This is a genomic window from Frondihabitans sp. PAMC 28766, from assembly GCF_001577365.1.
Taxonomy (GTDB): Bacteria; Actinomycetota; Actinomycetes; order Actinomycetales; family Microbacteriaceae; genus Frondihabitans.
Genome location: NZ_CP014514.1, coordinates 149,775 through 173,737, shown reverse-complemented (window position 1 = coordinate 173,737; position 23,963 = coordinate 149,775). Strand labels below are relative to the sequence as shown.

General features: G+C 65.6%; 25 protein-coding genes and 3 pseudogenes. 9 read left to right on the top strand and 19 right to left on the bottom strand.

Going from position 1 to position 23,963, the window contains the following annotated elements; all coding sequences use genetic code 11:
• Positions 1 to 6: 6 nt before the first annotated feature.
• Positions 7 to 438: a universal stress protein gene (locus AX769_RS21500; protein WP_066284374.1), complete on the bottom strand. Its 432-nt coding sequence runs from the start codon at positions 436 to 438 to the stop codon at positions 7 to 9.
• Positions 439 to 1,056: 618 nt separating this feature from the next.
• Between AX769_RS21500 and AX769_RS21495 the strand changes: the two genes are divergently transcribed.
• From AX769_RS21495 to AX769_RS21480, 4 genes are read left to right on the top strand one after another with little or no spacing between them, the layout of a single operon-like run.
• Positions 1,057 to 1,563 (top strand): hypothetical protein, encoded by a 507-nt coding sequence (locus AX769_RS21495; protein ID WP_157887867.1) that lies wholly within the window; start codon positions 1,057 to 1,059, stop codon positions 1,561 to 1,563.
• On the top strand, positions 1,560 to 2,012 hold the full coding sequence (locus AX769_RS21490; protein WP_066284369.1) for a hypothetical protein: 453 nt from the start codon (positions 1,560 to 1,562) through the stop codon (positions 2,010 to 2,012). Before AX769_RS21495 ends, AX769_RS21490 begins: the two co-directional genes overlap by 4 nt.
• Positions 2,009 to 3,613 carry an oleate hydratase gene (locus AX769_RS21485; RefSeq protein ID WP_066284367.1) on the top strand — a complete coding sequence of 535 codons (1,605 nt, stop codon included), beginning with the start codon at positions 2,009 to 2,011 and terminating at the stop codon, positions 3,611 to 3,613. The genes AX769_RS21490 and AX769_RS21485 overlap by 4 nt, the downstream gene beginning before the upstream one ends.
• Positions 3,614 to 3,625: 12 nt before the next feature.
• Entirely contained in the window at positions 3,626 to 3,823 is a 198-nt protein-coding gene (locus AX769_RS21480) for a three-helix bundle dimerization domain-containing protein (RefSeq protein ID WP_066284365.1), read from the top strand.
• Here AX769_RS21480 and AX769_RS21475 read toward each other — a convergent pair.
• The 12 genes and pseudogenes from AX769_RS21475 to AX769_RS21435 all read right to left on the bottom strand — a co-directional run bounded on the left by AX769_RS21475 (position 3,813) and on the right by AX769_RS21435 (position 12,160).
• Positions 3,813 to 4,340 carry an AarF/UbiB family protein gene (locus tag AX769_RS21475; RefSeq protein WP_066284363.1) on the bottom strand — a complete coding sequence of 176 codons (528 nt, stop codon included), beginning with the start codon at positions 4,338 to 4,340 and terminating at the stop codon, positions 3,813 to 3,815. The genes AX769_RS21480 and AX769_RS21475 overlap by 11 nt on opposite strands.
• Before the next feature lie 230 nt (positions 4,341 to 4,570).
• A complete protein-coding gene (locus AX769_RS21470) occupies positions 4,571 to 5,473 on the bottom strand; it encodes a slipin family protein (RefSeq protein ID WP_082764166.1) in 903 nt (300 codons plus the stop codon).
• Positions 5,470 to 5,610, bottom strand: coding sequence for a hypothetical protein (locus AX769_RS24375; RefSeq protein ID WP_157887866.1), 141 nt, complete (start codon positions 5,608 to 5,610; stop codon positions 5,470 to 5,472). The genes AX769_RS21470 and AX769_RS24375 overlap by 4 nt, the downstream gene beginning before the upstream one ends.
• Positions 5,611 to 5,726: 116 nt before the next feature.
• Positions 5,727 to 6,242, bottom strand: coding sequence for a universal stress protein (locus tag AX769_RS21465; RefSeq protein ID WP_082764165.1), 516 nt, complete (start codon positions 6,240 to 6,242; stop codon positions 5,727 to 5,729).
• 96 nt (positions 6,243 to 6,338) lie between these two features.
• The gene (locus AX769_RS21460) at positions 6,339 to 6,719 is read right to left on the bottom strand and encodes a pyridoxamine 5'-phosphate oxidase family protein (RefSeq protein ID WP_157887865.1); all 381 of its coding nucleotides are present in this window, start codon (positions 6,717 to 6,719) and stop codon (positions 6,339 to 6,341) included.
• Between the two features lie 29 nt (positions 6,720 to 6,748).
• Positions 6,749 to 6,916: a hypothetical protein gene (locus tag AX769_RS24370; protein ID WP_157887864.1), complete on the bottom strand. Its 168-nt coding sequence runs from the start codon at positions 6,914 to 6,916 to the stop codon at positions 6,749 to 6,751.
• 127 nt (positions 6,917 to 7,043) lie between these two features.
• Positions 7,044 to 8,302, bottom strand: a pseudogene (locus AX769_RS21455) (phosphoketolase); the annotation flags it as partial.
• Between the two features lie 30 nt (positions 8,303 to 8,332).
• Positions 8,333 to 8,599 (bottom strand): BON domain-containing protein, encoded by a 267-nt coding sequence (locus AX769_RS21450; RefSeq protein ID WP_066284357.1) that lies wholly within the window; start codon positions 8,597 to 8,599, stop codon positions 8,333 to 8,335.
• 106 nt (positions 8,600 to 8,705) lie between these two features.
• Entirely contained in the window at positions 8,706 to 9,239 is a 534-nt protein-coding gene (locus AX769_RS21445) for a hypothetical protein (protein WP_066284355.1), read from the bottom strand.
• Entirely contained in the window at positions 9,236 to 10,666 is a 1,431-nt protein-coding gene (locus AX769_RS24365; RefSeq protein ID WP_066284353.1) for an NAD(P)(+) transhydrogenase (Re/Si-specific) subunit beta, read from the bottom strand. Before AX769_RS24365 ends, AX769_RS21445 begins: the two co-directional genes overlap by 4 nt.
• A gap of 40 nt (positions 10,667 to 10,706) precedes the next feature.
• Positions 10,707 to 10,985, bottom strand: a pseudogene (locus AX769_RS24360) (NAD(P) transhydrogenase subunit alpha); the annotation flags it as partial.
• Positions 10,982 to 12,160, bottom strand: coding sequence for an NAD(P) transhydrogenase subunit alpha (locus AX769_RS21435; protein ID WP_066284352.1), 1,179 nt, complete (start codon positions 12,158 to 12,160; stop codon positions 10,982 to 10,984). The pseudogene AX769_RS24360 and the gene AX769_RS21435, both read right to left, overlap by 4 nt.
• A gap of 179 nt (positions 12,161 to 12,339) precedes the next feature.
• Between AX769_RS21435 and adhP the strand changes: the two genes are divergently transcribed.
• Positions 12,340 to 13,374 carry an alcohol dehydrogenase AdhP gene (gene adhP / locus AX769_RS21430; protein ID WP_066284350.1) on the top strand — a complete coding sequence of 345 codons (1,035 nt, stop codon included), beginning with the start codon at positions 12,340 to 12,342 and terminating at the stop codon, positions 13,372 to 13,374.
• Positions 13,375 to 13,455: 81 nt separating this feature from the next.
• Here the strand turns inward: adhP and AX769_RS21425 are convergent, their stop codons facing one another.
• Both AX769_RS21425 and AX769_RS21420 read right to left on the bottom strand, forming a co-directional pair.
• Positions 13,456 to 13,827, bottom strand: a complete 372-nt coding sequence (locus AX769_RS21425; protein WP_157887863.1) for a hypothetical protein — start codon at positions 13,825 to 13,827, stop codon at positions 13,456 to 13,458.
• Positions 13,824 to 14,336 carry a universal stress protein gene (locus AX769_RS21420; protein WP_066284347.1) on the bottom strand — a complete coding sequence of 171 codons (513 nt, stop codon included), beginning with the start codon at positions 14,334 to 14,336 and terminating at the stop codon, positions 13,824 to 13,826. Before AX769_RS21420 ends, AX769_RS21425 begins: the two co-directional genes overlap by 4 nt.
• A 149-nt stretch (positions 14,337 to 14,485) precedes the next feature.
• Here AX769_RS21420 and AX769_RS21415 point away from each other — a divergent pair, with 149 nt between their 5' ends.
• Positions 14,486 to 14,935 carry a DUF1003 domain-containing protein gene (locus tag AX769_RS21415; protein WP_066284345.1) on the top strand — a complete coding sequence of 150 codons (450 nt, stop codon included), beginning with the start codon at positions 14,486 to 14,488 and terminating at the stop codon, positions 14,933 to 14,935.
• On the opposite strand, the gene AX769_RS21410 is transcribed toward AX769_RS21415, so the two are convergent.
• Positions 14,907 to 15,542, bottom strand: a complete 636-nt coding sequence (locus tag AX769_RS21410) for a hypothetical protein (protein ID WP_157887862.1) — start codon at positions 15,540 to 15,542, stop codon at positions 14,907 to 14,909. The two genes, AX769_RS21415 and AX769_RS21410, sit on opposite strands and share 29 nt — an antisense overlap.
• A 360-nt stretch (positions 15,543 to 15,902) precedes the next feature.
• On the opposite strand from AX769_RS21410, the gene AX769_RS21405 reads away from it, so the two are divergent.
• The 3 genes from AX769_RS21405 to AX769_RS21395 all read left to right on the top strand — a co-directional run bounded on the left by AX769_RS21405 (position 15,903) and on the right by AX769_RS21395 (position 19,549).
• Positions 15,903 to 16,814, top strand: coding sequence for a universal stress protein (locus tag AX769_RS21405; RefSeq protein ID WP_066284341.1), 912 nt, complete (start codon positions 15,903 to 15,905; stop codon positions 16,812 to 16,814).
• Positions 16,815 to 16,901: 87 nt separating this feature from the next.
• Complete coding sequence (locus AX769_RS21400) at positions 16,902 to 17,924, top strand: zinc-binding alcohol dehydrogenase family protein (protein WP_066284478.1); 1,023 nt, start codon at positions 16,902 to 16,904, stop codon at positions 17,922 to 17,924.
• Complete coding sequence (locus AX769_RS21395) at positions 17,924 to 19,549, top strand: MFS transporter (protein WP_066284339.1); 1,626 nt, start codon at positions 17,924 to 17,926, stop codon at positions 19,547 to 19,549. Before AX769_RS21400 ends, AX769_RS21395 begins: the two co-directional genes overlap by 1 nt.
• Positions 19,550 to 20,151: 602 nt before the next feature.
• On the opposite strand, the gene AX769_RS21390 is transcribed toward AX769_RS21395, so the two are convergent.
• From AX769_RS21390 to AX769_RS21380, 3 genes and pseudogenes are all read right to left on the bottom strand, one after another.
• Positions 20,152 to 20,595, bottom strand: a complete 444-nt coding sequence (locus tag AX769_RS21390; protein WP_066284338.1) for a PRC-barrel domain-containing protein — start codon at positions 20,593 to 20,595, stop codon at positions 20,152 to 20,154.
• 52 nt (positions 20,596 to 20,647) lie between these two features.
• Positions 20,648 to 21,475, bottom strand: a complete 828-nt coding sequence (locus AX769_RS21385; RefSeq protein ID WP_082764162.1) for a beta-phosphoglucomutase family hydrolase — start codon at positions 21,473 to 21,475, stop codon at positions 20,648 to 20,650.
• Positions 21,476 to 21,483: 8 nt separating this feature from the next.
• Positions 21,484 to 23,933, bottom strand: a pseudogene (locus tag AX769_RS21380) (plasma-membrane proton-efflux P-type ATPase).
• Positions 23,934 to 23,963: the final 30 nt, after the last annotated feature.

Below are 23,963 nucleotides of genomic sequence, written 5' to 3'. Positions count from 1 at the left end.
GCCCGTCTAGAGCATTTCGAGCTCACTAGTGTCGTCGGCCACCTTCACGACGACCGTTGGCCGCTCCGCACCATGCAGCACAGCAGTGCTGACCGAACCCAGCAGAAACCGGGCCACGGTGCGCCGGCCGTTGTTCCCAATGACCAACATTCGGCTCTCGTGCGCCTCCTTCAGCAACACCTTGGCCGCAAGCCCTTGAATCACCCGCCGTCGAATCGCGAGTTGTGGATACTCGCGGCTGGCGTCGATGAGGGATTCGTCTACCAGAGCGTCGTGGCGATGCTTCAAAAGGGCGAAGGCAGAACGATCCCGGCTAATATCGTCAGTCGTCCCCACAGGACCTAACCAGGCGTGCACCACAGAAAGAGACTCGCCGCGATCCACGGCCTCTCGAGCAGCGAAGGCCAAGGCCCTCAACGAAGCGTCCGTTCCGTCCACTCCAACAACAATTCCTCGGGCTGCGCCAAAGACAGTGCCAGGTATCGCCGCTACCGGCCCTTCAGCAGTCGCCGCCAGTCTTTCGGCCAATGTGGTAGCCGCTCGATTCGAGGGGGACGCTGGACCGCGCCCGACGGTCACAAGATTCGACGAGAACGACATACCTTCCAGGACGTCCAGGGATCTCCCGCGATGACTCGGACGAGGACTTCGAGGTTTTCATGACCTGTTCGCAGCCGGACCGCTTCCTCCTGGGTGCCCTCTTGTGCGGCTGACAGCTGATCCGATTCACGGGTCCCGTTCTCCGGGTGCGCAGGGAAGGGCACGACTCTCACGATCGCCATCCGCCGTCCCGTGCCGGCTTGCCGGTCAGCCAACCAATCGGATGCGTGGGATGCCGCAGCTGACCCATCCCACCCCACAATCGCCGTGTCCTTCATAGCCAGTACTCCTTCAGGTGTCGACGTCACGAAGCCGTGTGCACGCGGACGCCCCATGAGCTTCCCCTCGGCCTCTGAACCCGACCAGAGGCGGAGGTCCCGCCGCCACAACAAATCGTTCGATGTTGTAGGACCTTTGCCCCTGGGGGCAGTGCCAGATATCGCCAACGCTGTCCTCATGACCACTTCAACGACACAGGGCCCAGGTGTCCTTCACCTGCAGACGACCAACCGGCTCATGTCTCGACTCACGGAACGGTTCCATCAGTTCCACCTCGATGCCATCGTCAGCGAAACGGGTGCACCCCTCGGCACGATCGTGCTCTTTTGCGGACCAGGCTGCAGCACTGCCCTCGTCACCGACCACCTTGGCGCCGCCCTCGCCACCGGTAACAGCGTGGTCGTCGGATTCGTCGAGGAGCCCTCCGCGTCGTTGAGGTTCTTCCTCTCGGCTCTTGCCGCCGCCCTGCCGACTACGACGTTCGAGTGTCTGAAGACCTCAGCGGGCCCCTGGAACCTCATCCTCCCCGACACGCACGTGGTCGCCGTTCTCACCGCCCTTCACATCGTCGTGGCAGAGGACCGCCATCGGCACGGCGCCAATTCACCAGGCCAGGGTTCCACCCGCGCACTTCTCAACCTCTACTCCACCCCGCGCACCCTCACGAAAGAAGCCACCTCGTGACCGACCTCATCTCTCCCACCGTCGACGACCCGATGGAGGACGTCCTTGCCAGCAAACCCCTCGAGACCAGCGCCCCCACGCTGCGCAACGCCGACGACGAGCATGAGCCGCGCGAGATCCACCAGCTGGTGCACGACAGACTGCAGCTCGACGGCGTCGCCCGCATGAATCTGACCTTCAGCACCACGTGGGTCGAGCCCGAGGCGCGCCAGCTTTCGGACAGTTCTCTCGACAAGAACATCGTCGACAAAGACGGGCACCCGCAGGCGGCCGAGATCAAGACCCGCTGCCTGCACAAGCTCACCGACCTGCTCCACTCCCCTGAGGCGAAAGTAACCCCCCTCGGGTACGAACGTCACGACGCCAGCATCAAAGCCACCTCCGTATCGGCTGAGCCCGACAACACCGTCACCATCGACACTCATCACCTCTCGGAGACGACGTCATGACCGCACACGACAACTCACGAACAGCCTCCGGCAAGCACCTCTGGATTGTCGGAGGAGGCATCGCCGGCATGGCCGCCGCCGCCTTCGCCATCCGTGACGCCGGGGTTGCCGGATCGAACGTCCACATCCTCGAAGAGTCAGGGCTTCCCGGCGGGTCACTCGACGGAGCCAAATCCCCCACCTTGACCGACGGTTGGGTCACCCGTGGAGGCCGGATGCTAGAGGACGAGGCCTACCTCTGCACCTGGGACCTATTCTCATCGATCCCCTCGCAGGGCAACCCGCAAGTATCCGTCCGCGACGAGATCACAGCGTTCAACAAACACGTCCCGACGCACGCGAATGCCCGTCTCTTCGGACGCGACCACACGATCCTCCCTGCCGCCGATTACGGCTTCGACACGCGAGACCGCCTCGAACTCGGGCGGCTGATCGCCTCGCCGGAAAGCACCCTCGCCGACAAGCGCATCGACCAGATGTTCGGGAAGCACTTCTTCAGCACGAACTTCTGGCAGATGTGGCGCACCACGTTCGCCTTCCAGAACTGGCACTCCGCCATCGAGCTGCGACGGTACTTCCTGCGTTTCGTCCAGGAGTTCAGCCGCATCAACACCCTGTCCGGTGTCCGACGAACCGTCTACGACCAGTACGACTCGATGGTCCTCCCCCTCCACCTGTGGCTCGGCCTTCACGACGTCGACTTCCGATTCGGCCAGCGAGTCGTCGACGCTGCCTTCACCAACGGCGTGGACCGCCGAATCGCCCGCCTTTCCGTCGAAACCGATCAGGGTCACGCCGATATCGACCTCGGCGACGACGACATCGCCCTCCTCACCCTCGGATCCATCACCTCCGACAGCACCTACGGAGGGCAGGACACACCACCGGAACTGATCCGGTCGCACCGCGATCACGGCTGGTCGCTCTGGGAGACGGTTGCCCAGAAAGCCCCCGATTTCGGGCACCCGGAGGTGTTCCTCAACGTCGATGAGAACAAGTGGGAGTCCTTCACCCTCACCATGCACGACAGCGTCCTCCTCGACCGCATCGTCAACCTCGCCGACAACAAGCCCGGTACCGGTGCCCTCATGACGTGGGTCGACTCGGGGTGGTTGATGTCCATCGTCGTCCCCCACCAGCCGCATTTTCCCCACCTGCCCGCCGGCGATTCCACCCTGTGGGGGTACGGGCTGCTTGTCGACAAGCTCGGAGACCACGTCCCCAAGACCATGGCCGCCTCCTCAGGGCGCGAAATCCTGACGGAGCTCATCGGGCAGCTCGAGTTTGACAGCATCCTCGACCACGTGCTGGAGACGACCGACGTGACGACGGTGATGATGCCGTACGCATCCGCCGTCTTTAGCCCCCGCGCCCCGGGTGACCGACCCCTCGTGATCCCCGACGGTTCGACGAACTTCGGGTTCCTGGGCCAGTTCACCGAAATCCCCGAAGACGTCGTCTTCACTGTCGAGTACTCCATCCACGGCGCGATGCAGGCCGTGTACACGTTGCTCGACGTCGACCGCGCCATCCCTGGCATCTATCACGGGGCCTTCCACCCCAGCGTCGATCTCCACGCCATCGAATCAGCGTTCAAGTGATCGACCAGACGCATGGCCGCCACCGTTCGTGAGCTCACCGTCGCGCAGGTCACCGCTCTCCTGACGCGACGCTTTCCTCTGAAAACCATCAGTCACGTCACCGAGGAATACGACGCCCTCGCCGGCAAGCCGATTCGCATCTACGTGCCGAATCTTGTCGAACATGCTGCCCGGCACCGGCTCAGCCACGAACCGGCCATCACGACCTGATCGCCCCCGGCCTCGTCGTCATCGACCCGATCGGCAGGTATGATGTCTGGCCTGGACCTAGCTTCCCAACCGCGACCTGTGGAATCTCGAGGTCTTGCCGGATGGTCTCGACCGCGCCGGGTTTTCTGACCTTGACGACGACGGGTGTGCCATCGGGAAGGGTTGCGGCATGGGCCTGACCGATGGAGGCACTGGCGAGTGCGTCGAGGTCGAACGATCCGAAGATCTCGGTGATGTCGGAGCCGAGTTCTTCTTCGAGGATCGTCACGATCTCCGTGCCGGGAACGGGAGGGACCGAGCTGAGCAGGAGCGAGAGTTCGCGGATGTAGGGCGGCGGGAGGAGGTCGGGTCGAGTCGACAGGAGCTGGCCGAGCTTGATGAACGTCGGGCCCAGCTCTTCGAGGGCGAGCCGCAGTTCGACGGCCGTTGGCTGTCGGACTGAATCGATCCCTTGCCGGGCCAGGATGCCGACGACCTCGCGGGTCCGCGCCCCATGGGTGGCGCTTTCTCGTGTCATCGCCGATCCACCAGGCAGCGGCACGGCTCCGAGTGGTCGTGACCGTCGCTGGCGGGCTCGGGATGGCGTTCACCGAAGAAATCCGTGTAGGTCGGAGGTCTTCCCAGGGGGCGTACGGATGAACCGCTCCTAAACGGGCTGAATTCGGAGTAGGCCCCCCGGGCAACGACCAGGAGGGATCCCGGCCAGGAGTGCTGTCATCCGCGCTCATGAGAGCTGCTCCTGCCGGCTCATAGCGGGCTGGCCGGTACGGGCGCAGCCGGCGCACCCGAAGGGACGAGCGCAGGACCGGTACCCGGCGCCGCTCCTACCCCCGTGGCCGCCGCGGCGTATGCCGCCGCCTGCGCGACGACGGATTCGGACGTCTTCGTCTCGCGGGCAAGGAACGAGCCGAGCTCGCTGATCGTGCTCATGAGAGGGGCCGGGAAGACGACGGTGGTGTTCTTGTCGACGCCGAGTTCGATTAGAGTCTGCAGGTTCCGCAGCTGGAGGGCGAGAGGGTGCGCCATCATCGTGTCGGACGCGTCTCCGAGGGCTGCGGCCGCGAGGGATTCCCCTTCGGCGGCGATGATCTTGGCCCGCTTTTCGCGTTCCGCTTCGGCCTGCTTGGCCATGGCCCGCTTCATCGTGTCCGGCAGCTGGATGTCCTTGAGTTCGACGAGCGTCACCTCGACACCCCAGTCGAGTGTGGTGACGTCAAGGATCTGGCGGATGCCCGCGTTGATAACGTCGGTTTCAGCGAGGATCTCGTCGAGGCTGTGCTGGCCAACGACTTTGCGGAGCGTGGTCTGGGCGATCTGGTCGATCGCAGCTGTCACGTTCTCGATCGCGACGACGGCCTTGACCGCGTCGACGACCCGGAAGTACGCCACTGCGGAGATGTCGACGCTGACGTTGTCTTTGGTGATGATGCCCTGCGACTGGATCGGCATGGTGACGATTCGTAGGCTCACCTTGGTGAGCCGGTCGGCGATCGGCACGATTACGGCAAGCCCGGGATCCTTGGTGCCCGTCACACGGCCGAAGCGGAAGACGACACCTTTTTCGTACTGGGTAACGACATGCAGCGACATCGCGAGAGCGACGAGGATAAGCACGATGACGACGACCACGATGGCGAGGACGACGGTCATGAGCGTTCCCCGAGCAGACGCACGATCTCGGTGATGTCGATCGGCTCGGTCGGGCAGAGGTCGGTTTTCGCGGGGTGTGCGCGGGAGAGTGGGCCGTTCGTGCTGGCCTCCGACTCGGAGGGGCGTTGCTCGGTCATGGACATGAGGTGGCGACTTTTGGATGAGGAGGGGAACAAATGCCGGATCGGCACTGGCATCAAGTTGACATCAGCGGAGGAGAACTCGGCAGGGGCGAAGGTCCCGCAAATACCACTCACGCGGGGACGGACGCGAGATGAGTGCCGGCGGCGAGGTTCAGCGGTCGGGTTGATTCGCCGTGCATGACGAGCACGGGGCAGTCGGCGTGTTCGGCGCACGCGGAGCTGACGGACCCGAGAAGGAGCCCTGAGAAGCCGCCGTGGCCACGGCTGCCGACGATGAGCATCTCGGCTCCCTTGCTCTGTTCGAGAAGGATGCTCGCCGACTGCCCCTCGAGGACAGACGTCCGGAACCACGGCGGAGATCCGGCCGGGAAGACCTTGGCGACCACGGCCTTGACAAGATTTTGGGCGTCCTCTTCAGGAGACCAGCTTCCGAATCCTGTTGCCGAGGCGACCTGGGGGTAACTCCAGGTCGTGACGAGCAGAAGATCAGTGTCGAGGACGGTCGCGAGGCGAATTCCTCGTTCAAGGGCCGAGAAGGCGGGTGTGGAGCCGTCGTAACCGACGACGATGGTCAAGCGTCGGCCTGCCGCGTCCGGGACGGCCCGTGAGATCAGTGTGGAGGTCATGATCTGACAATCACAGGTCCCGGCGAGGCGGAACAGAGGCCAAAGTCCCGCTGGCCGCGCGTCATGCCACGCGTGCCTGCCGCGATGTGCTCAGTGTCAGCTGGCGCGCGAGAAGCGTCGGCCGCTCAGCGACTCGACGTCGATTCGCACGATGTCGGGCGTTGGGGTCGGGAGCCAGGTGGTCAGTCGTAACTCGGCGGCGATGTCGAGTTCGGCGAGGGAGATGAGGTGGCGGCCGCTGCCCTTCGCGACGACGCTCCAGGCTGTCGTGTCGTCGTAGCCGTCAACCTCGAGGGTGGCCCGTGAGCGGATACCGACCTCGGCCAGCTTCAGGCCTGGTGAGGTACGGAAGTAGAGCGACTGACCGTCGACGCGGAAGGTGACCGGGAAGATGTCGATGTCGGAGCCTGCCGACAGCGCGAGCCGGCCAACCGGCGCGTCGCGCAGCATTTGCCAGCAATCGCCATCGGTGAGCATGCTGACCGATCCCTCGACGTCCCGCATACTCAGATGCCCCGGTCGAGCAGCAGTTGCATCATCGAGGTGATATCGATCGGCTCCGTGCCAGGCAGATCGATGTTGGCGGGGTCTGCCCGGGAAAGCCCTGACGACGGCCGCGCAACGGGCGATGTTCTCTGGAGGTGCGCGATAGAAGGGGAAGCGATGGCGCTCATGGTGGTGTCCAGTCGTCGGGAGGGCGAGATGCGGGGCGCTTGTGAACGACCCAGGAGCAGTCAACCGTGAGCGTGCCTCGCGAACGAGTGCCGAAGGTCCCGGGACCTTCGGCACCCCTGCTCGCGGCTACGGAAGCAACGTGCTGCCCTTCGTGTTCCAGGTCCAGTCGGCGACCTCCGGTGAGTCCTCGCCGTGCTCGCGCGTGTAGGCACGGGCCCGGGTCCGGGCATCCTGCATCTCCTGATGAAGTCGGCCCTCCTTCGCGGCAAGGCCGGGCACCCGGTCGAGGACGTCCATGACCAGCCGGTACCGGTCGAGGTCGTTCAGCATCACCATGTCGAACGGCGTCGTGGTGGTGCCCTCTTCGATGTAGCCGCGCACACGGAGGTTGTCGTGGCCGTGCCTGCTGTAGGTCAGGCGATGGATGAGCCACGGGTAGCCGTGGAACGCGAAGATCACCGGCTTGTCGGTCGTGAATAGGGCGTCGTACTCCAGGTCGGACAGCCCGTGCGGGTGCTGCTGCTCGCTCTGCAGTCGCATGAGGTCGACGACGTTGACCACCCGGTGCGCAGCCACGGGACGCGGTGGCGCAGGATCCACACGGCGGCGAGCGTCTCCAAGGTCGGCACGTCGCCGGCGCAGCCGAGCACCACGTCGGGCTCGATGCCCTCGACCTCCGTCCCGGCCCAGTCGAGCAGGCCGATGCCGCGGGTGCAGTGGTCGACGGCTTCGGCCATGGTCAGGTAGTTCTGCTCGACCTGCTTGCCGGCGACGACGACGTTCACATAGTCGACGCTGCGCAGGCCGTGATCGAACGTCGACAGCAGCGTGTTGGCGTCAAACGGCAGGTACAAGCGGACGATGTCTGCCTTCTTGTTGACGACGAGGTCGATGAAGCCGGGGTCCTGGTGGGAGGCGCCGTTGTGATCCTGCCGCCACACGCGCGAACTGAGGAGGTAGTTGAGCGACGCGACAGTGCGTCGCCACGGGATGCGCTTCGACGACTCGAGCCACTTGGCGTGCTGGTTGAACATCGATTCGACGATGTGGATGAATGCCTCGTACGAATTGATGAGGCCGTGTCGGCCGGTGAGAAGATACCCCTCGAGCCAGCCCTGGCACTGGTGCTCGCTGAGCATCTCGACAATCCGCCCGCTGCGCGCGAGGTGGTTGTCGAGGTCGTCGATGTCGGCGTGGCCGGCGTCCCACTGCTTGTCGGTGACGTCGAAGACGTCCTGGAGGCGATTGGACGCCGTCTCGTCGGGGCCGAAGATCCGGAAATTCTCGGGGTTCTGCACGATGACGTCGCGCAGCCACGTGCCGAGCACCTGGGTGGCCGAGCTGGACGTCGCGCCGGGGCTCGGCACGTCGACGGCGTAGTCGCGGCCGACGGTACCTGCCGACAGTGCCGAAGGTCACACGGATGTCGGCCTGGACGGGTGTTCACGGTAGTGAGCGATGTCGAGTTCGTCGGCGATTGAGGTGACGCCGTGGACTCGCAAGGCCGTGCGGACGACCGCGTCGCGGTGATCCATCGTCTGTAGCGGACCCTTGAGGGCGACTCCCCCGGCGACGAGCGTCACAGATATTCCTGAGGTGTCGATTCCAGGGCACTCCCGGATCGCTTGGATCACGCGCTGGACGAGGGCAGCCTCTGCAGCGTCGCTGGAGGGAACGGTCATGACGTCGTCTTCTCGTGTCTATCGGTGGTGAACGGAATTCGGACGCGAGTCCAGTCCAGGTACTGGGCGGCCAGGGCAGCAGTCCAGTCAATGGTCATTTCGCCCGTCACCTGGTTGGGGGATCGAGGCCACGCATGATCGTGATGCCCGACGGATCCGTGTCGCTTAAGGGCACGGCCGTGTCGGTCTGGACAGCCAGGATGCCTCGGGCCAGCCGCCTCTCCAAGGCGGTGAAGTACAGGCGAACGGCAGGCGACGTGGGACCGGGAAGGTGAAGGGAGACGATGTCGCCGACGGCCAGAGCCACGCTGACGTTCTTGGCGATCCAGTCGACCGTGCACTGCGCTTCGGGGACGATCGCCACGGGCACTGCCAGGCCCTCGCTGAATTCCAGTGACGCCCCCAGCCGTTCGACCGACCACGTCGGCGCCCAGTTCCGGCGCTCGGAGCAGATCTGCATGAGAGTATCGGCAGCCGAGACGGGGAACGCATCTCGACCAGCAGGATGGCCGATCAGGACCGTGGCCGCCGCTTGCAGCGACGCTTCGGCGACGCGCCGGCTCCGGTCGACAAAGGTCAGACCTCGCCACGAGGCGAGGGTGTCGGCAAGGCCCGGAGGACGAGAGCTGGTGGCGGTCATGATCCGGCGGTGACGTACTGCTTGACGGCGACCTCGATGTCGGTGATGCCCTTCTTCGCGTCGGCGAAAAGCATCCCCGTCTTGGGGTCGGAGAACAATTCGTTCGGAATGCCGGCGTAGCCGGGGCTCATGGACCTCTTGATGACGACGACGGACTTGGCGTGGTCGACATCGAGGATCGGCATGCCCGAGACCGCGTTCCCCGGCCGACGGGCCGCCGGGTTCGTCACGTCGTTGGCTCCGATGACGAGGGCGACGTCGCAAGTCTCGAAGGCGGCGTTGGCCTCGTCCAGCTGCAGCATCTGCGTGTAGGGCACGTTCGCCTCGGCGAGGAGGACGTTCATGTGCCCAGGCATCCGGCCGGCGACCGGGTGAATGGCGTACTTCACGTCGATGCCGTGATCGGTCAGGATTTTCGCGAGATCGGCGACCTCGTGCTGCGCCTGGGCTGCGGCGAGACCGTAGCCGGGCACGACCATGACGTGCTGCGCGTAGGCGAGCTGCAGTCCGACGTCGTCCGCGGTGACCTGGCGCACGTTCGCCGCCGAGGCACCTGGTCCGTCGACCGCGGGTGCAACGGAGTCGGCGGTGCCGAATCCGCCGAGGATGATGCTGACGACCGATCGGTTCATCGCCTGCGCCATCTGGAGGGTCAGGATCGTGCCCGCGGCACCGACGAGAGCGCCGGCGATGATCATGGCCTGGTTGTCGATCGCGAATCCGGCGAAGGCGACGGCGAGACCCGTGAACGCGTTCAACAGGGAGACGACGACGGGAGCGTCCGCGCCGCCGATGGGCAGGACCATCAGGACGCCGACGGCGAGAGCCGCGACGAGCAGGATCACGAGCATCGTCACGTTACGGGGTTCGACGACCACGAGCACGGCGGCCAGCAGCGCGATCAGGACGACGATCACGTTGACGATGCGGCCGCCGGGGAACTGCAGGGGCTTGCCGGAGATGATCCCCTGCAGCTTTCCCGCCGCGACGAGGGACCCGGAGAGCGTGACGCCACCGATGAGGACGTCGAGGACTATGGGGATCGAAGAGTCGAGCGAGACCAGGGCTCCCGGAGTGCTGTGGACGAAGTCGGCCAGCGCCACCGCCGCTGCAGCGCCACCGCCGACGGCGTTGAAGAGGCTGACCAACTGGGGAACGTCGGTCATCTTGGTGGTGCGGGCTCGGACCACTCCGAAAACCGCGCCGGCGGCGAGGCCGACCGCCAGAGCCGCCCAGCCCCAGACGGATCCGTGGCTCGTCGCCACGGCGTAGATGAAGGTGACGACGACGGTGACGACCATGCCGCCAGCGGAGACGAGGTTGCCCGAGCGGGCCGTCGACGGGGTGCGCATCCGGTGCAACCCGATGACGAACAGCATGGCGGCCACGAGGTAGGCGACGCCGACGATGAATTCGAACACGGTCATGAGGTTTTCTCCGAGGTGATGGCGGGAGCCGCAGGGCATCGGGGCGGTGGAACATCTGGAGCATGCGGTCGGTGACGACGTACCCGCCGACGACGTTCGCTGCCGCGAGGGCCGCGGCGATGGCTGTGAGGATGTAGCCGATGGGGCTGTCGGCCAGGGCCGCGACGACGATCGCGCCGGCGACGACGGCGCCGTGGATGGCGTTCGCCCCCGACATCATCGGGGTGTGCAGGGTCGAGGGGATCTTCGAGATCACCTCGAACCCCACGAGCAGGCTCAGGATGAAGATAGCCAGGTTCGAGTAGAGGGTTTCGGTCATGAGACGGGTGCTTTCGTCGGCGCTGCGGAAGGAGCGGTGGTGAGGTGCCCGTCGTGGCTGACGACCACAGCCGCGTGCACCTCGTCGGTCGGATCGATGGTGACGACGCCGTCTTTCGTGAGCGACGTGACCATCGCAAGGACGTTGCGGGCGTACATGTGCGACGAGGAGGTCGCGAGGTCAGAGGCGAGGTTCCCAGCGCCGACGACGATCACTCCCCCGTCGGTGACGAGGCGCTTCCCGTCGATGGAGCCGGCGACGTTCCCGCGCTGGTCGGTCGCAGCGAGGTCGATGCAGACGGATCCCGGCGCAAGGGCGGTCAGGGTCGCGGCGGTCACCAAAAGGGGCGGAGTGCGCCCGGGCACCTTCGCGGTCGTGATGATCACGTCGAACGATTCGAGGTGCGTGGAGAGCTCGTCCTGCTGCTGGACGGCCTCGTCGGCTGTCATCGCGCGGGCATATCCCCCCGCGGCCGCACCTGCGGCAATCGACGAGGTGAGGAACTCGGCACCGAGGGATTCGACCTCGCCTTGCGACGCGGCGCGGACGTCGTAGCCGGTCACGACGGCGCCGAGGCGCTTCGCCGTGCCGATGGCCTGGAGGCCGGCGACTCCGGCGCCGATGACGATGAGCTTGGCCGGGCGGGCCGTTCCGGAGGCCGTGATCATCATGGGGAAGTACCGGTCGAACGACGCCGCCGCAAGGATGCCGGCTCGGTAGCCGGCCGTGCTCGCCTGCGAGCTGACCGCGTCCATGGCCTGTGCCCGGCTGATGGTGCGCGGCAGCAGCTCGAAGGCGACGACCGTCACTCCGCGAGTGGCAAGATCAGCGGTGAGGTCGGTGTTCGCGAGCGGCTCCACGAGGCCGACAAGCATCTGTCCGGATCGCAGGGCCGCGGCGAGGGCTGCGTCCGGCGGCCGGACCACGGCGAGGATGTCACTCTTCGCGATGACGTCCTCGCGGGTGGACATGGTGACGCCGACTTTCAGGTAGGCGGCGTCGGGAAATCTCGCCTCGGATCCGGCACCCTTCTCGACACTGACCGCGAAGCCCTTGGCGATGAAGGCCGCCGCCGCTTCGGGGTCGAGGGCGACGCGTCGCTCGCGGTCTGCTGTCTCGCGGAGAGCGCCAACGGTGAGCGTCGGGGGCTTCGCGGAGGGAGTGGTTGAGGTCATGCCCTGAGTCTCGATCCGTCGGGCGATGGCCCACAGTGCCGAAGGTCCCGCGAGGCACGGGACCTTCGGCACTGCCTCGGCGACCCGGTTCCTGCGACGGTGAGACCCGGCGATTCCGCGCCTCACCCCTCGACCGAGCGGGTACGTCGGACCGCCGCCACCTTGGAAAGGGTTCCGTCATGAAGGCTGCAGTCGTCACCGCTTTTTCCGCACCGCTCGAGATCGTCGACCGGCCGATTCCCGAGCCGGCAGCGGGCCAGGTGCTCATCCGGCTCGAGGCCTGCGGCTTGTGTCACACCGACATCCATGCCGCCGGCGGCGACTGGCCCGTCAAGCCGCCGCTCCCGATCGTGCCTGGCCACGAGGGAATCGGCATCGTCGAGAAACTCGGCGATGGAGTCACCGACCGCGCCGTCGGCGACCGCGTTGCCATTGCGTGGCTGGGCGAAGCGTGCGGCGAGTGCCGCTACTGCATCGACGGCCGCGAGACCCTCTGCGAAAAGCAGGAGAACAGCGGCTACTCGATCGACGGCGCGTTCGCCGAGTACGCCGTCGCCAGCGCCAAGTACGTCGTCGCCGTCCCCGACGGCATCACGTCTCTCGACGCCGCGCCGTTGAGCTGCGCCGGCCTCACCACCTACAAGGCACTCAAGGTCGCGCAGGTCCAGCCCACCGAACACGTCGGCATCTTCGGCATCGGCGGCCTCGGGCACCTCGCCGTGCAGTACGCCCGGATCATGGGCGGCACGGTGGTCGCGATCGACATCGAACAACCCAAGCTCGACCTGGCGGCCGAGCTCGGTGCTGAGCACCTCGTGAACGCAGCGACCAGCGATCCGGTCGAAGCGATCCAGGCGCTCGGCGGTCTCGACGTCGCCGTGGTTCTCGCCGCGTCACCGAAAGTGTTCGAGCAGGCCTTCGCCTCGCTTCGCCGTGGCGGCCGCCTCGTCTGCGTCGCCCTTCCCGCCGACGGGACCATGAGCATCCCCATCTTCGACACCGTCATCAAGGGCATCTCGATCATCGGCTCGATCGTCGGCACCAGGCAGGATCTCGCCGAGGTCTTCGCCCTCCACGCCGCTGGCAAGACTCGTGTCATCGCCGAGACCCGCGCCCTCGACGACATCAACGAGGCCATCGCCGAAGTGCTCTCGGGCAGCATCCCGGCCCGTCTCGTCTTCGAGTACAGCCGCGTGCCCGCGACCGTGAGCTGACCGCCACCGTCGATTGACTCCGGCGGTTTCATGACGAAGGCCCGCTGGCAGCTACCAGTGGGCCTTCTTCATGCTCGTCGCTCATTCGTCGTCCGCGTTGGGGCTCTCACCGTAGCCATAGCCGACTGAGATCCTCAGGTCCCGTTCACTCTCGTGGCTGTCTGGCCCGGGCCGCGAATCCAGACGTGGTGCGTCGAGCTCCGCCGTGATTTCGACGCCGTCGTCGAGGGCGTCGAAGTGGAGGCGGATATCACGGCCGACGAGGACCCCTGACTCGGGTTCGCGGACGGTGTAAGCCACCTGAACGGCGAGGTACTCGAGGGCAAGGGCGATCGCCCTGCCCCAGTCGGCGGGATGAGCGCTTGATGACCGAGTCATGGCTCGACACCAACCCTCACCTCGTTCGACGGCTGCGGGCGTGTCGAAAGCCGGATGCTTCGTCGGCGTCGTCATCGTGATGCATTGACGAGCATGCGGCTCTCGACTTCGTGGGTTTCGCTGAAGTGCGCGCGCATGATTAGCACCGGACACGTGGCATGCTCGGCGCACGCCGAACTGACCGAGCTCAGAAACAGACCAGCGAACCCGCCATGGCCCCGGCTTCCGACCAGAAGCATCTCGGCGCCCCTGCTCTCATTGATGAGAACCCGTGCGGCCTCACCCTCAATGCTGACGGCCGAGAAGAACGCCGGAGCACCTTGCGGGAACAGGATGCCGCCGAGGTGAGCCAACATCTGCTGCGCGTCCTCCTGAGGTGACCAGCTGGTGAAGGGAAAGCCAGAGAAGGAGATCGGCATGGTCCACGCCATGACGACCCGGAGGTCGCGGTGCAGCTGCGTGGCCAGCGAGATGCCACGCCTGACTGCGGCGAGGGACGACGCCGAGGTGTCATAGCCGACGACGATGGCGCCGACGGGGGTGGCCGTGGCGTCGGGACGGGAGGGTGCTGTGTGGTTGGTCATGACCCGATGCTCACACCGCGACGCCCGTCGAAACAGGGCAGAAGGTCACATGCGGGCGGTCGGGACGTTCGGCACTTTCCCGGCCCACGCACCGCACGTCATCCTGACTGAGCATGCCGTCAGGCGGTGCGAGTCGATCAAGGAGACACATGAAGAACGGCCGACCGGGGCTCAGCGCACGGCGCCTCCCCACCCTCACGTGGCACCAGAAGGAGCACTCGACTTTGACCCGCGGCGAACGGGCAGCGGACACGATGCGGAATGTTATGGGAAGCTGGCGTTTCGTCGCCGGCTTCATCGTCTTCATGATCGTGTGGGCGCTCGTCAACTCGCTTGGCCACTCGTGGGATCCGTACCCGTTCATCCTCCTGAACCTGTTCCTCAGCATGCTGGCTGGGCTTCAAGGCGCCATCCTCCTCATCGCGGCGAAAAGACAGGACGGCATATCGGCCGCGCTGGCCCAGCACGACTTCGACACGAACGCGGCCGCCAAGATCGACATCGAGGCTCTCCTGGAGATCAACAACCGGCAACTGGCGATGCTCGACGAGCTGCAGAGAGTGCTCTCTTTCACGGTCGCGCCCGCCAAGGCCGAGTGACCCGTCGGCGGCTGCCACAGCCCGCCCCGGCTCGAGAGCAACGCCACGGAGATTCTGGCCCTCGTGGCGCGTGTCGAATCGTGCAGATACCGATCGTCACGACCCACACCAGCCAGGGGAACGTCGACAGGGCGGTGACAGCGACCCCGGCTTCTGAGAACGCAACTGTGTCCGCGGGCCGGATGAACACGGCTGCCGCGGCAACCAGGTTCGACCCGGCCACGACGTAGGCGAGGATCCCAGTCCATCGGGGCACGACCCGCGAGATGCGGCTGATGTAACCGGCGACCCCTAAGATCAAAGCCGTCAGGAGGCAGCCGGTCGCCCCAAACAGGAGGGTGTGAGCTTCGGTGAGGGCCTGCAGCACGACCGCGTTCGGATGTGATCCTGCGGCGTCGAGTGCCGCCCCACCTTCGAGCGAGTCCCCGACGAGAGTGACGGCGACGAAGGCGAGACCCGCCCCGTAGACGAGGTCGGCGAGCCACTGCAGGTCGCTCCGCGCACGGACGACGAGTTGACGGAAGCCGGTGAGGAAGACGATCAGAAACCCCATCAGGGCGGTGTCGACGGTGACAATAGCCAGCATCGCGTCGCTGTGCGCAGACATGAACGAGATCAGAGCCGCTGCACGCCAGAGGGCCGGCGAGTTCCCCACACGTGACTGAATGACGAACTCGGTGAGAGTCAGAGCGCCGACGGCCAGCGCCGCGGTTGCCGTCCACCCCCGCACGTTTGGAGACCTCGGTCGGTGACGCCGTCGGCTCGCGCCCTGGGGCTCGATTCTCTCGGACGGCCGACGCTGCCTGGTTGTCATAGCTGCTGAGTCTCGGCCTCGGACCGGGCACCATCTAGAGCACAAGGTCCCCTGTTCGTGGTCGCGTGAGGCTTAGCCCAGTCGGGAGGACCTTGTGCTCTGGGGCGCGGCACGAGCGGGTGCCAGGCTTCACTCCTCGAGGAGGAGCCAGCCATGAACCGACGACAATCGAATCCGACGATCCAGCCCGAGTCCACCGACCCGAAAGACGGAGACCTCACTCTTGTGGCTTTCGATGGGTCTCCCACCTCGGTCGCTGCCCTCGCGTGGGCGGCGACGCGCTGCCGGGGGTTTTCGCCCGAGACGTCGAGGCTCGAACTGCTGCTCGCGGTGCCCGCGAAGAGGGCTCATCGACGCTGGGAGGAAGAGCGCCGGGCTGAGCTGGCGACAGCCGCAGGCGACGCGCGCGCTTCGCTGCCCGACACGACGGTGCTTGCCGATGTCGTTGTGGGTGAAATCGTCGAGAGCTTCAGCACGAGAGCGGATTCGGCGGACCTGGTCGTGGTGGGATCGGGGGCCGAACCGCGTCTCGTGATCACGTCGCTGGCCGAACGGCTGTGGGCCCGGGGTGTCCGATCCACCGTCGTCGTCCCGTCCGCGGCGGCCCACGGAGACGTGCTTCTGATCGTCACGCCCAACGGAGTATCCGCGAGAAGTGCCGACTGGGCGAGCAGGCAGGCCATACTGCTCGGCGTCGGCCTGCGCCTCGTCGCTGTCCAGGACGAGTCGGTGCACCGGCGTGAGCACGAGACGTTTCTGCAATCGATCCTGACCGATCTCGCCGCCAGCCTCAGGTCCGAAAAAGCGGTAGTCCAGGTAAGTAACTGCATTCTTCGGGGCGAGCCGGTGGAGTCGTTCCGCCACCTCAGCGTCGGCTGCTCTCTCGTCGTCCTCGAGGACGATCCGCGACAACCGCATCGCGGGGAGCGATTGCGACGAGGGTTGCTTCTCGCCGTCCCCGCGCCGACCGCGCTTCTGGCACCGCCCCGGGACTTTCGACCCTTCACGAGCAGACCGGGAGAAGCGAGCATCGATAGAGACAACATGTCTCCTGACCCGGCGTGACCTCTCCGCCACGGCCCGGCATCGGCGGTAGCCCTAACTGCCGCCGATGCCCTCATTTACCGATGGAAGGAACCCCGCGTGGTGACCATGAGAGCCTGGCGATCCGCCCGTACCTCGCATACCGTGCAGCTGGTCGAGGAGGAACGTCCCGCACCCGCCCGCGGCGAGATCCTGATCGAGGTGATCGCGTGCGGGGTATGTCGAACGGATCTTCATGTCATCGACGGCGATCTCGACGAGCACCGGCCAGGCGTCATTCCTGGGCATCAGGTCGTCGGTCGCATTGCGGGACTCGGCGACGGTGTTCCCGGGTTGGAAGTCGGCGACGGTGCTCCCGGGTTAGAAGTCGGCGACCTCGTCGGCGTCGCCTGGCTTCGAAGCACTTGCGGGGTGTGCCAGTGGTGCAGGTCCGGGAGCGAGAACCTCTGCCCTGTCGCACGATTCACCGGCTGGGACTTCGACGGCGGGTTCGCCGAATACATGACCGCCCCCGCGGCCTACGTGTACCCGCTCCCAGCGGACGTCGATCCCGTCGAGACGGCGCCGCTTCTGTGCGCGGGCATCATCGGCTACCGGGCTCTTCAGCGCGCGAACCTCCCACCGGGTGGTCGGCTAGGGCTCTACGGCTACGGTTCCAGCGCGCACCTCGTGGCCCAAATGGCGTCCGCCGCGGGCGCTCAGATCTACGTCGTCACCCGCGGCGACGACAACCAGGCCCTCGCGCGCACTCAGAAATCCACCTTCGTCGGCGATGAGAGCGCAGTCCCGCCCGAGCCGCTCGATGCGGCGATCGTCTTCGCCCCGGCCGGCCCGATCGTGCCACAGGCTCTGTCAGCAACGGCCCCGGGCGGAACCGTCGTCCTCGCAGGCATCCACCTCAGCGACATCCCTGCCCTCGACTACGAGGCGAGCCTCTTCCACGAGCGGGACCTCCGCTCAGTCACGGCCAACACGCGTTCGGACGGGGATGCCTTTCTCCGCCTTGCACGCCAGCTCCCCCTCCGGCCGCACGTGACGACCTACTCCTTCAGTGACGTCTCCGTGGCACTCGACGACCTCAGGGCGGGTCGCGCCTCCGGGTCGCTCGTGATTGCGACGCCGCGCCCCTGATGCCCGCGCCACCTGGACATCCGCTGATCATCGCCCCAACACCGACCAGCACCTCACCACTCGCGCCACTGCGGATCCCGCTCTTCCGCGCGCTCTGGATCGCCGCGATCGTCGGCGACGTCGGCGGCTGGATGCAGACAGTCGGGGCGCAGTGGCTGCTCATCGGGCGAGCCGACTCAACTCTGCTCGTCGCGCTCGTCTCCGCGGCTGCGGCGGTCCCCTTCCTCATCCTGGGTCTTCCTGCGGGAGTGATCGCTGAGTTCCTCGACCGGCGTCGCGTGCTGATCGCAGTCCAGTTCTTCCAGGTCGGTGTCGGAACGGTCCTGTTCGTCCTCACCATGCTCGACTCCATGACGCCGGCGCTGCTTCTGAGCTTGACATTCATGATTGGAGCCGGCGACGTCCTCCAGATACCTGCCTATCAAGCCCTCGTACCCGATCTCGTCCCCCGACCGATGATCCCCGCATCGGCTTCCGCCAGCGCGATCGGCGTCAACATCGCCCGCGCCATCGGACCCGCCCTGGCGGGCATCGCGATCAGTCAGTTCGGCATCGGTTTCGTGTTCGCGCTGAACGTCCTCTCCAGCTCGGTATTCCTCGTCGTGTTGCTGCGCTGGCGCGGATACAAAAGTCCGACGCACCAGCCGGAGCCATTCTCTGACGCGACCCGTGCCGGGGTGCGCTACGTCATCAACTCGGCCGTCGTCCGCAACCTGTTCATCCGTCTGGCCGTGTTCATCGTGCCCGCGAACGCGCTGTGGGCGCTCCTGCCACTGATCGCGAGCGACCGCCTGTCCCTGGGATCCGATGGCTACGGACTTCTGCTCGCCGCCCTCGGCCTCGGGTCGATCTCTGGCGCGTTCCTCCTGCCCGTCATCCGAAAGGTGATCGGCCTCAGCGCGACCGTCGCCTTCGGGACAGCGGTGTTCGGTCTCGGGTCAATGAGTGTCGCCCTCTCCACCTCCTTCGTCGTGACGACAGTCGTGCTCGTCGTCACAGGAATCGCCTGGATCGCGGTGGTCGTCAGCCTCAGCGGCGCCGTCCAAGCGTTCCTGCCCGCCTGGGTTCGCGCGAGAGGCCTGTCGACCTACCAGATGATCTTCTTCGGAGGCACGGCCGCGGGAGCGGCTGTGGCCGGAGCCATTGCTCAGGCGACAGGAACGCCGGCTGTTGACTTGACAGCAGGCGGCATTCTCCTCCTGGTTGCGGCGAGCTATCTACTCTGGCCCCTCGCACGCTCCGAAAACGCCGACCGATCCGAGGCGCTCCTTCCCATCACTCAGCCGCTCGGGATTCTCGATGGGCAGATGACGGACATCGACGACGCGTCGACCCTCGTACTGGCCCGGTGGGAAGTCCCTTTCGAACGGCACGTCGAGTTCCGCGACCAGATGGAACTCGTCGAAGCCAGCCGCCGGCGCACCGGCGCCCGACACTGGGAGCTCTACATCGACCGCAACAGCGCCGACAGCTTCATCGAGGTGTTCGACGTCGGCTCATGGCGGGAACACCTGCAGCAGCACCGCATCCGGCTCACCGGCTACGACCGGGCGCTACTCAACGCAGCCGCGCTCTTGGCCACCGGGGCGCCTACCGTCACCCACCTGCTCGCCACCCAGGAGTAACACGCCATAAAGTCGCTCATCAGGACGAAAGGGGGTCATTGCACTCTGCCGGGAACTCAGCTCACCGGCTCGACTGGTCTCAAAGCACCTCAAGAAACGCTCTCTCCGCCGATCCCAACCCTCGAGACCAGAAGGTCCATCGACGACGACCCCGACGTTGCCATACACCGTCTCAAGCCGTCACATCCAAGTCATCGCCCTTGGAGGTGCGATTGGCGCGAGGCGCTTCCACGTCTCGGCCACCAGGATCGGCCTACCGGGCTGGGTGCCTTGTTCGCAGTCGCCATAAAGAGGGAGGAACTCCATGAAACAAGCGCAACTTACCCAAGTGACCCGCGCGGAGCAGCTCGACCACCGTTGGCCTGATCCTCCAAGGTGCCGGCTGGCCTGGAGACTCTGCGTGTTCGATCGATCCCTGAGGGATGAAGCGGAGAGCGCCGCTTCCGCCTGATCGAAGCGCCCTTGACGGCCGCGCAACGACGCCGCAAGATCGGACACCACCAGGATCGCGCGAACGGATCCGGGTCTCGTCCATCGAGCACAGCTCGGTCGAGGTTTGGCTCCCCGGGCCCAGCCCTGCTGCCTCGGGGGGTCGGGGCGTCCTAGGCTCGCCGCGGGTCCTCGCCCGACGTTCGCGAATATGACGGGTAGGCGTATCCGATGCCCCAAAACGGTAAGACGCCGTAGTACCCGTAGGTGTTCTCGTAGAATTCACTCGGCTTTTCCATGAGACCAGGATCGTAGGTCGGTGCCCCTGCCACGGTGTCGCTGGTCTGGTTGAGATGGACTCTCTCCGGGTCGACATGCGTGATGGTGTCCACGGGGATGAGGGATTTGTCCTTGCCGATTCCCAGGAACCCGCCGGTCGCTACTTCGAGGAATCGCACTCGTTGTTCCGCATCGTCGATGAACAGCGCATCGATCTTTCCCAGGTCTTTACCGTGTTTGTCCAGGACGTGTCGTCCTCGAATGTCCTGATCGGCTGTGTCGATGGTTTCGTCGGTGTCTTTGAGCCTGATGAGGTTGCCGCGATCGGTGGAGGTCACTATGTGGTCCTTTCGTTGGTGTCGGCCATCTTGCGACGGTCGACAGGGGTATTTATTGCGCAGGAAGAGCGACGCGGCGTGCTTGTGGGCCGGCATTTTGAGGGGTTAGGAGCTGTGCGAGGTCGGAGACGACGGTGGTCGCGCCTGCTGCCCGCAGGGCGGCTGCCTGGCCGACGCGGTCGACGCCGATTATTTGACCGAATCGTCCGGCGCGACCGGCAGCGACACCGGCGAGGGCGTCCTCGTAGATCACACATTCGGTGGGGTCGAGATCAAGGTGCCTCGCGGCGAACAGGAAGGTGTCGGGTGCGGGTTTGCCGGCCAGGTGCTCTTGGTGCGCGGTGATTCCGTCGACGCGGACCGAGAAGAAGTGCTCGAGTCCGGTCGCAGTAAGGACGGTGAGGCAGTTCGTGCTCGAGGACACCACCGCACAGGGCAAGCCTGTGGTCGCGAGGGCGCGAAGGTAGGCCTCGGATCCGGGATAAGAGCGGGAGCCGAGTTTCAGGCGCGGTAGAAGCAGTTGGTTCTTTTGCCGGCTCAACCCCTCGACGGTCTCGATGCCCGCGGAGTCGTCCGGGTCGCTGTCGGGCAGAACGATTCGTCGCGAGGCGAGAAAGGAGCGGATTCCGTCCTCTCGAGGTTTTCCGTCGACGTAGCGGTCGTAGTCGGTGATCGCGTCGAAGGGCACGAAGGGCACGCCGGTGCGTCGCGCATGGTTCAGGAGAAACGGGTCGAACGTGTCTTTCCAGGCGGCGGCGTGCAGCCGGGCGGTGTCGGTCAAGACACCGTCGAGATCGAAAAGGCATCCTCGGATCGTGGATGCGAGTCCCACGGACGCGTTTCTTCCCGGTGCCGCGCGAATCTTCTTGGAGGCCGGCATCGTCCCTGTCATGGCTGGACCGCGGCAACAGGCTTGACGGCTTTCACCGCGGCCGGGGGTGGGGTGCCTGTACTGGTTGATCGTTTCTGAGGTCGGTCGAAGATGCGGTAGGCGAGGAGTTTGATGCGGTCGTTGATCACTGCCCAGACCAGTGCGTACCCCCAGACGAAGGCGACCCATTCCCAGGCCAGCGGAGACATGAGGACCCCGAACAAGGCGAAGCAGGTGGCGATGGCCTGGGTGCCGAAGACCGCGATTACGAGGATCCGGGCGGGTTTCTGCGACCAGAATGGGCCGCGGGTGCGGGTGAGGAAGATGGTCAGGTGCCCGGCGACGGAGAGCATCAGGTACATCATCGTCTGCAGGGCAGGCCGGCCGAGGTGGAAGACTTCTTCGCCGAGGAAGAACAACCCGAAGGCGGCGATCGGGCCGACGATTCCCAGCACGGTGGAGATGCTGAGCACGAGGCGCATGTTCCATTTCTCGGGTGTGTTCCTGTAGCGGACGTTGTCGTAGGCGATGGCGAGGATCGCACCGTCGTTCATCAGGGCCAGGATGACGATCATGATCGCCGTCAACGGGTAGAAGTTGAAGATCAGGATCGCTGCCGTCATGAATAGGAGTACGCGCAGGGTTTCTGCGATGCGGTAGATGGCGTAGCTGTTCATCCGTTGGAAGATCCGGCGGCTTTCTTTGATGGCGTCGATGATGACCGACAGGCCTGGCGTCGTCAGGACGATCGCGGCGGCGGCCCTGGCTGCGTCGGTGGCGCCGGAGACGGCGATGCCGCAGTCTGCCTCTTTCAATGCGGGGGCGTCGTTGACGCCGTCGCCGGTCATCCCGACGATGTGTCCGCTTTTTTGCAGGACGTCGACGATGTGGAACTTGTGCTCGGGGAACACCTGCGCGAAACCATCCGCCGTTTCGATCGAGGTGACGACCGCGTCGGACTCGTCGTGCTTGGAATCACCCAGGGCCGATGCCTCGAGGATGTTCGTGCCGAGGCCGAGTTTCTTGGCGGTCTCGGTAGCGATCGCGAGCTGGTCGCCGGTGACCATTTTGATCGCGACGCCCATCTTGCGGGCTTCCGCGATCGTCTCTTTCGCGTCGTCGCGTGGCGGGTCGAACAGGGGGAGCACTCCTTGGAATTTCCATTTGCCGTCCGTGTCGGCGCGGGCGACGCCGAGGGAGCGGAAGCCGCGGGCGGCGAAGTCGGCGATTGTCTTGTCGACGGCGGGTTTCACGGTCGTCGCGTCGTCGCACATGCCCAGGATCACTTGAGGTGCGCCCTTCGTGACGGTGAACGCCCCCCGGCTTTAGGAGCAATCGCGGCTTCGGTGCGTTTGTGCACCGGGTCGAACGGGGTGAATTTGGTCACCGTGTAGTCCGCGATTTTCTGGTCGGCTTTCACGCCGCCGATGACGGCGAGGTCGATGGTGTCGTTGTCTTCGGCGCGGGACGCGAGGGCTGCGAAGAGGACCACATCGGCGGCGTCGATGCCGGGGGCGGCGAACGGGTCGCCGAGGGTGAGTTTGTTCTGGGTCAGGGTGCCGGTCTTGTCGGAGCAGAGAATGTCCACTCCGGCGAGTTCCTCGATCGCTGACAGCCGGGTGACGATCGCTTTCTTCTTCGCCAGCAGGCGTGCCCCGACCGCCATCGTCACCGAGAGAACGGTCGGCATCGCGACGGGGATCGCGGCCACGAGCAGGACCAGGGCGAACTGGACCGTGGTCAGGATCGGGTCGCCTCGGAACGTGGCGACGGCGACGATCGCGGCGACCAGGACGACGGCCAGGACGATGAGGTAGTTGCCGATTTTGAGGACGGCTTTTTGGAAGTGGCTGACGCTGTGGGCTTCTTGCACCAGGCGGGCGGTCGCCCCGAAGTAGGTGTCGGATCCGGTGGCGTAGACGAGCCCGTCGGTTTCGCCCTGGCGGATGATCGATCCGGAATAGGCGGCGTCACCCGTTTTCAGGCTCACTGGCAGGGATTCCCCGGTGAGTGCGGACTGGTCGACCTGCACCGGGTCCCCCTGGAGGAGGCGCACGTCGGCGGGGACGATGTCGCCGAGGCGGACACGGATGACGTCTCCGGGGACGAGTTCCCGTGCGGGGTGATCGCTCCAGTGTCCGTCTCGTTTCACGGTGGCCGTGACCGCCAGCTGCGCTTTGAGTGCAGCGACGGCGTTACCGGCTTGGCGTTCCTCCGTGAATCCGACGATCGCGTTCGCCAGAAGGAGGACCAGGATGATGATGAAGTCGGGCCAGTGCGCGAGCACGGCAGAGAGGATCACCGCTGCTTCGATCATCCACGGGATGGGACCCCAGAAGTAGCCCAGGAACTTCAGGAGCGCGTTGGTTTTCTTCTCGGTGATTTCGTTGGGGCCGTATGTCGTCAGGCGTGTGGTGGCGTCATCCTGGCTGATCCCGTTCGGGGACGAGGTGAGCTTCGTCTCCATCTGGTCCAGTGGAAGGTTCTTCAGGTCGTC

Excerpts from the sequence above, each read along its gene's own strand:
- AX769_RS21495 (WP_157887867.1), top strand. The coding sequence starts at position 1,057 with ATGACCACTTCAACGACACAGGGCCCAGGTGTCCTTCACCTGCAGACG.
- AX769_RS21485 (WP_066284367.1), top strand. The coding sequence starts at position 2,009 with ATGACCGCACACGACAACTCACGAACAGCCTCCGGCAAGCACCTCTGG.
- AX769_RS21480 (WP_066284365.1), top strand. The coding sequence starts at position 3,626 with ATGGCCGCCACCGTTCGTGAGCTCACCGTCGCGCAGGTCACCGCTCTC.
- AX769_RS21475 (WP_066284363.1), bottom strand. The coding sequence starts at position 4,340 with ATGACACGAGAAAGCGCCACCCATGGGGCGCGGACCCGCGAGGTCGTC.
- AX769_RS21470 (WP_082764166.1), bottom strand. The coding sequence starts at position 5,473 with ATGACCGTCGTCCTCGCCATCGTGGTCGTCGTCATCGTGCTTATCCTC.
- AX769_RS24375 (WP_157887866.1), bottom strand. The coding sequence starts at position 5,610 with ATGACCGAGCAACGCCCCTCCGAGTCGGAGGCCAGCACGAACGGCCCA.
- AX769_RS21465 (WP_082764165.1), bottom strand. The coding sequence starts at position 6,242 with ATGACCTCCACACTGATCTCACGGGCCGTCCCGGACGCGGCAGGCCGA.
- AX769_RS21460 (WP_157887865.1), bottom strand. The coding sequence starts at position 6,719 with ATGCTCACCGATGGCGATTGCTGGCAAATGCTGCGCGACGCGCCGGTT.
- AX769_RS24370 (WP_157887864.1), bottom strand. The coding sequence starts at position 6,916 with ATGAGCGCCATCGCTTCCCCTTCTATCGCGCACCTCCAGAGAACATCG.
- AX769_RS21450 (WP_066284357.1), bottom strand. The coding sequence starts at position 8,599 with ATGACCGTTCCCTCCAGCGACGCTGCAGAGGCTGCCCTCGTCCAGCGC.
- AX769_RS21445 (WP_066284355.1), bottom strand. The coding sequence starts at position 9,239 with ATGACCGCCACCAGCTCTCGTCCTCCGGGCCTTGCCGACACCCTCGCC.
- AX769_RS24365 (WP_066284353.1), bottom strand. The coding sequence starts at position 10,666 with ATGACCGTGTTCGAATTCATCGTCGGCGTCGCCTACCTCGTGGCCGCC.
- AX769_RS21435 (WP_066284352.1), bottom strand. The coding sequence starts at position 12,160 with ATGACCTCAACCACTCCCTCCGCGAAGCCCCCGACGCTCACCGTTGGC.
- adhP (WP_066284350.1), top strand. The coding sequence starts at position 12,340 with ATGAAGGCTGCAGTCGTCACCGCTTTTTCCGCACCGCTCGAGATCGTC.
- AX769_RS21425 (WP_157887863.1), bottom strand. The coding sequence starts at position 13,827 with ATGACGACGCCGACGAAGCATCCGGCTTTCGACACGCCCGCAGCCGTC.
- AX769_RS21420 (WP_066284347.1), bottom strand. The coding sequence starts at position 14,336 with ATGACCAACCACACAGCACCCTCCCGTCCCGACGCCACGGCCACCCCC.
- AX769_RS21415 (WP_066284345.1), top strand. The coding sequence starts at position 14,486 with ATGAAGAACGGCCGACCGGGGCTCAGCGCACGGCGCCTCCCCACCCTC.
- AX769_RS21410 (WP_157887862.1), bottom strand. The coding sequence starts at position 15,542 with ATGTCTGCGCACAGCGACGCGATGCTGGCTATTGTCACCGTCGACACC.
- AX769_RS21405 (WP_066284341.1), top strand. The coding sequence starts at position 15,903 with ATGAACCGACGACAATCGAATCCGACGATCCAGCCCGAGTCCACCGAC.
- AX769_RS21400 (WP_066284478.1), top strand. The coding sequence starts at position 16,902 with ATGAGAGCCTGGCGATCCGCCCGTACCTCGCATACCGTGCAGCTGGTC.
- AX769_RS21395 (WP_066284339.1), top strand. The coding sequence starts at position 17,924 with ATGCCCGCGCCACCTGGACATCCGCTGATCATCGCCCCAACACCGACC.
- AX769_RS21385 (WP_082764162.1), bottom strand. The coding sequence starts at position 21,475 with ATGCCGGCCTCCAAGAAGATTCGCGCGGCACCGGGAAGAAACGCGTCC.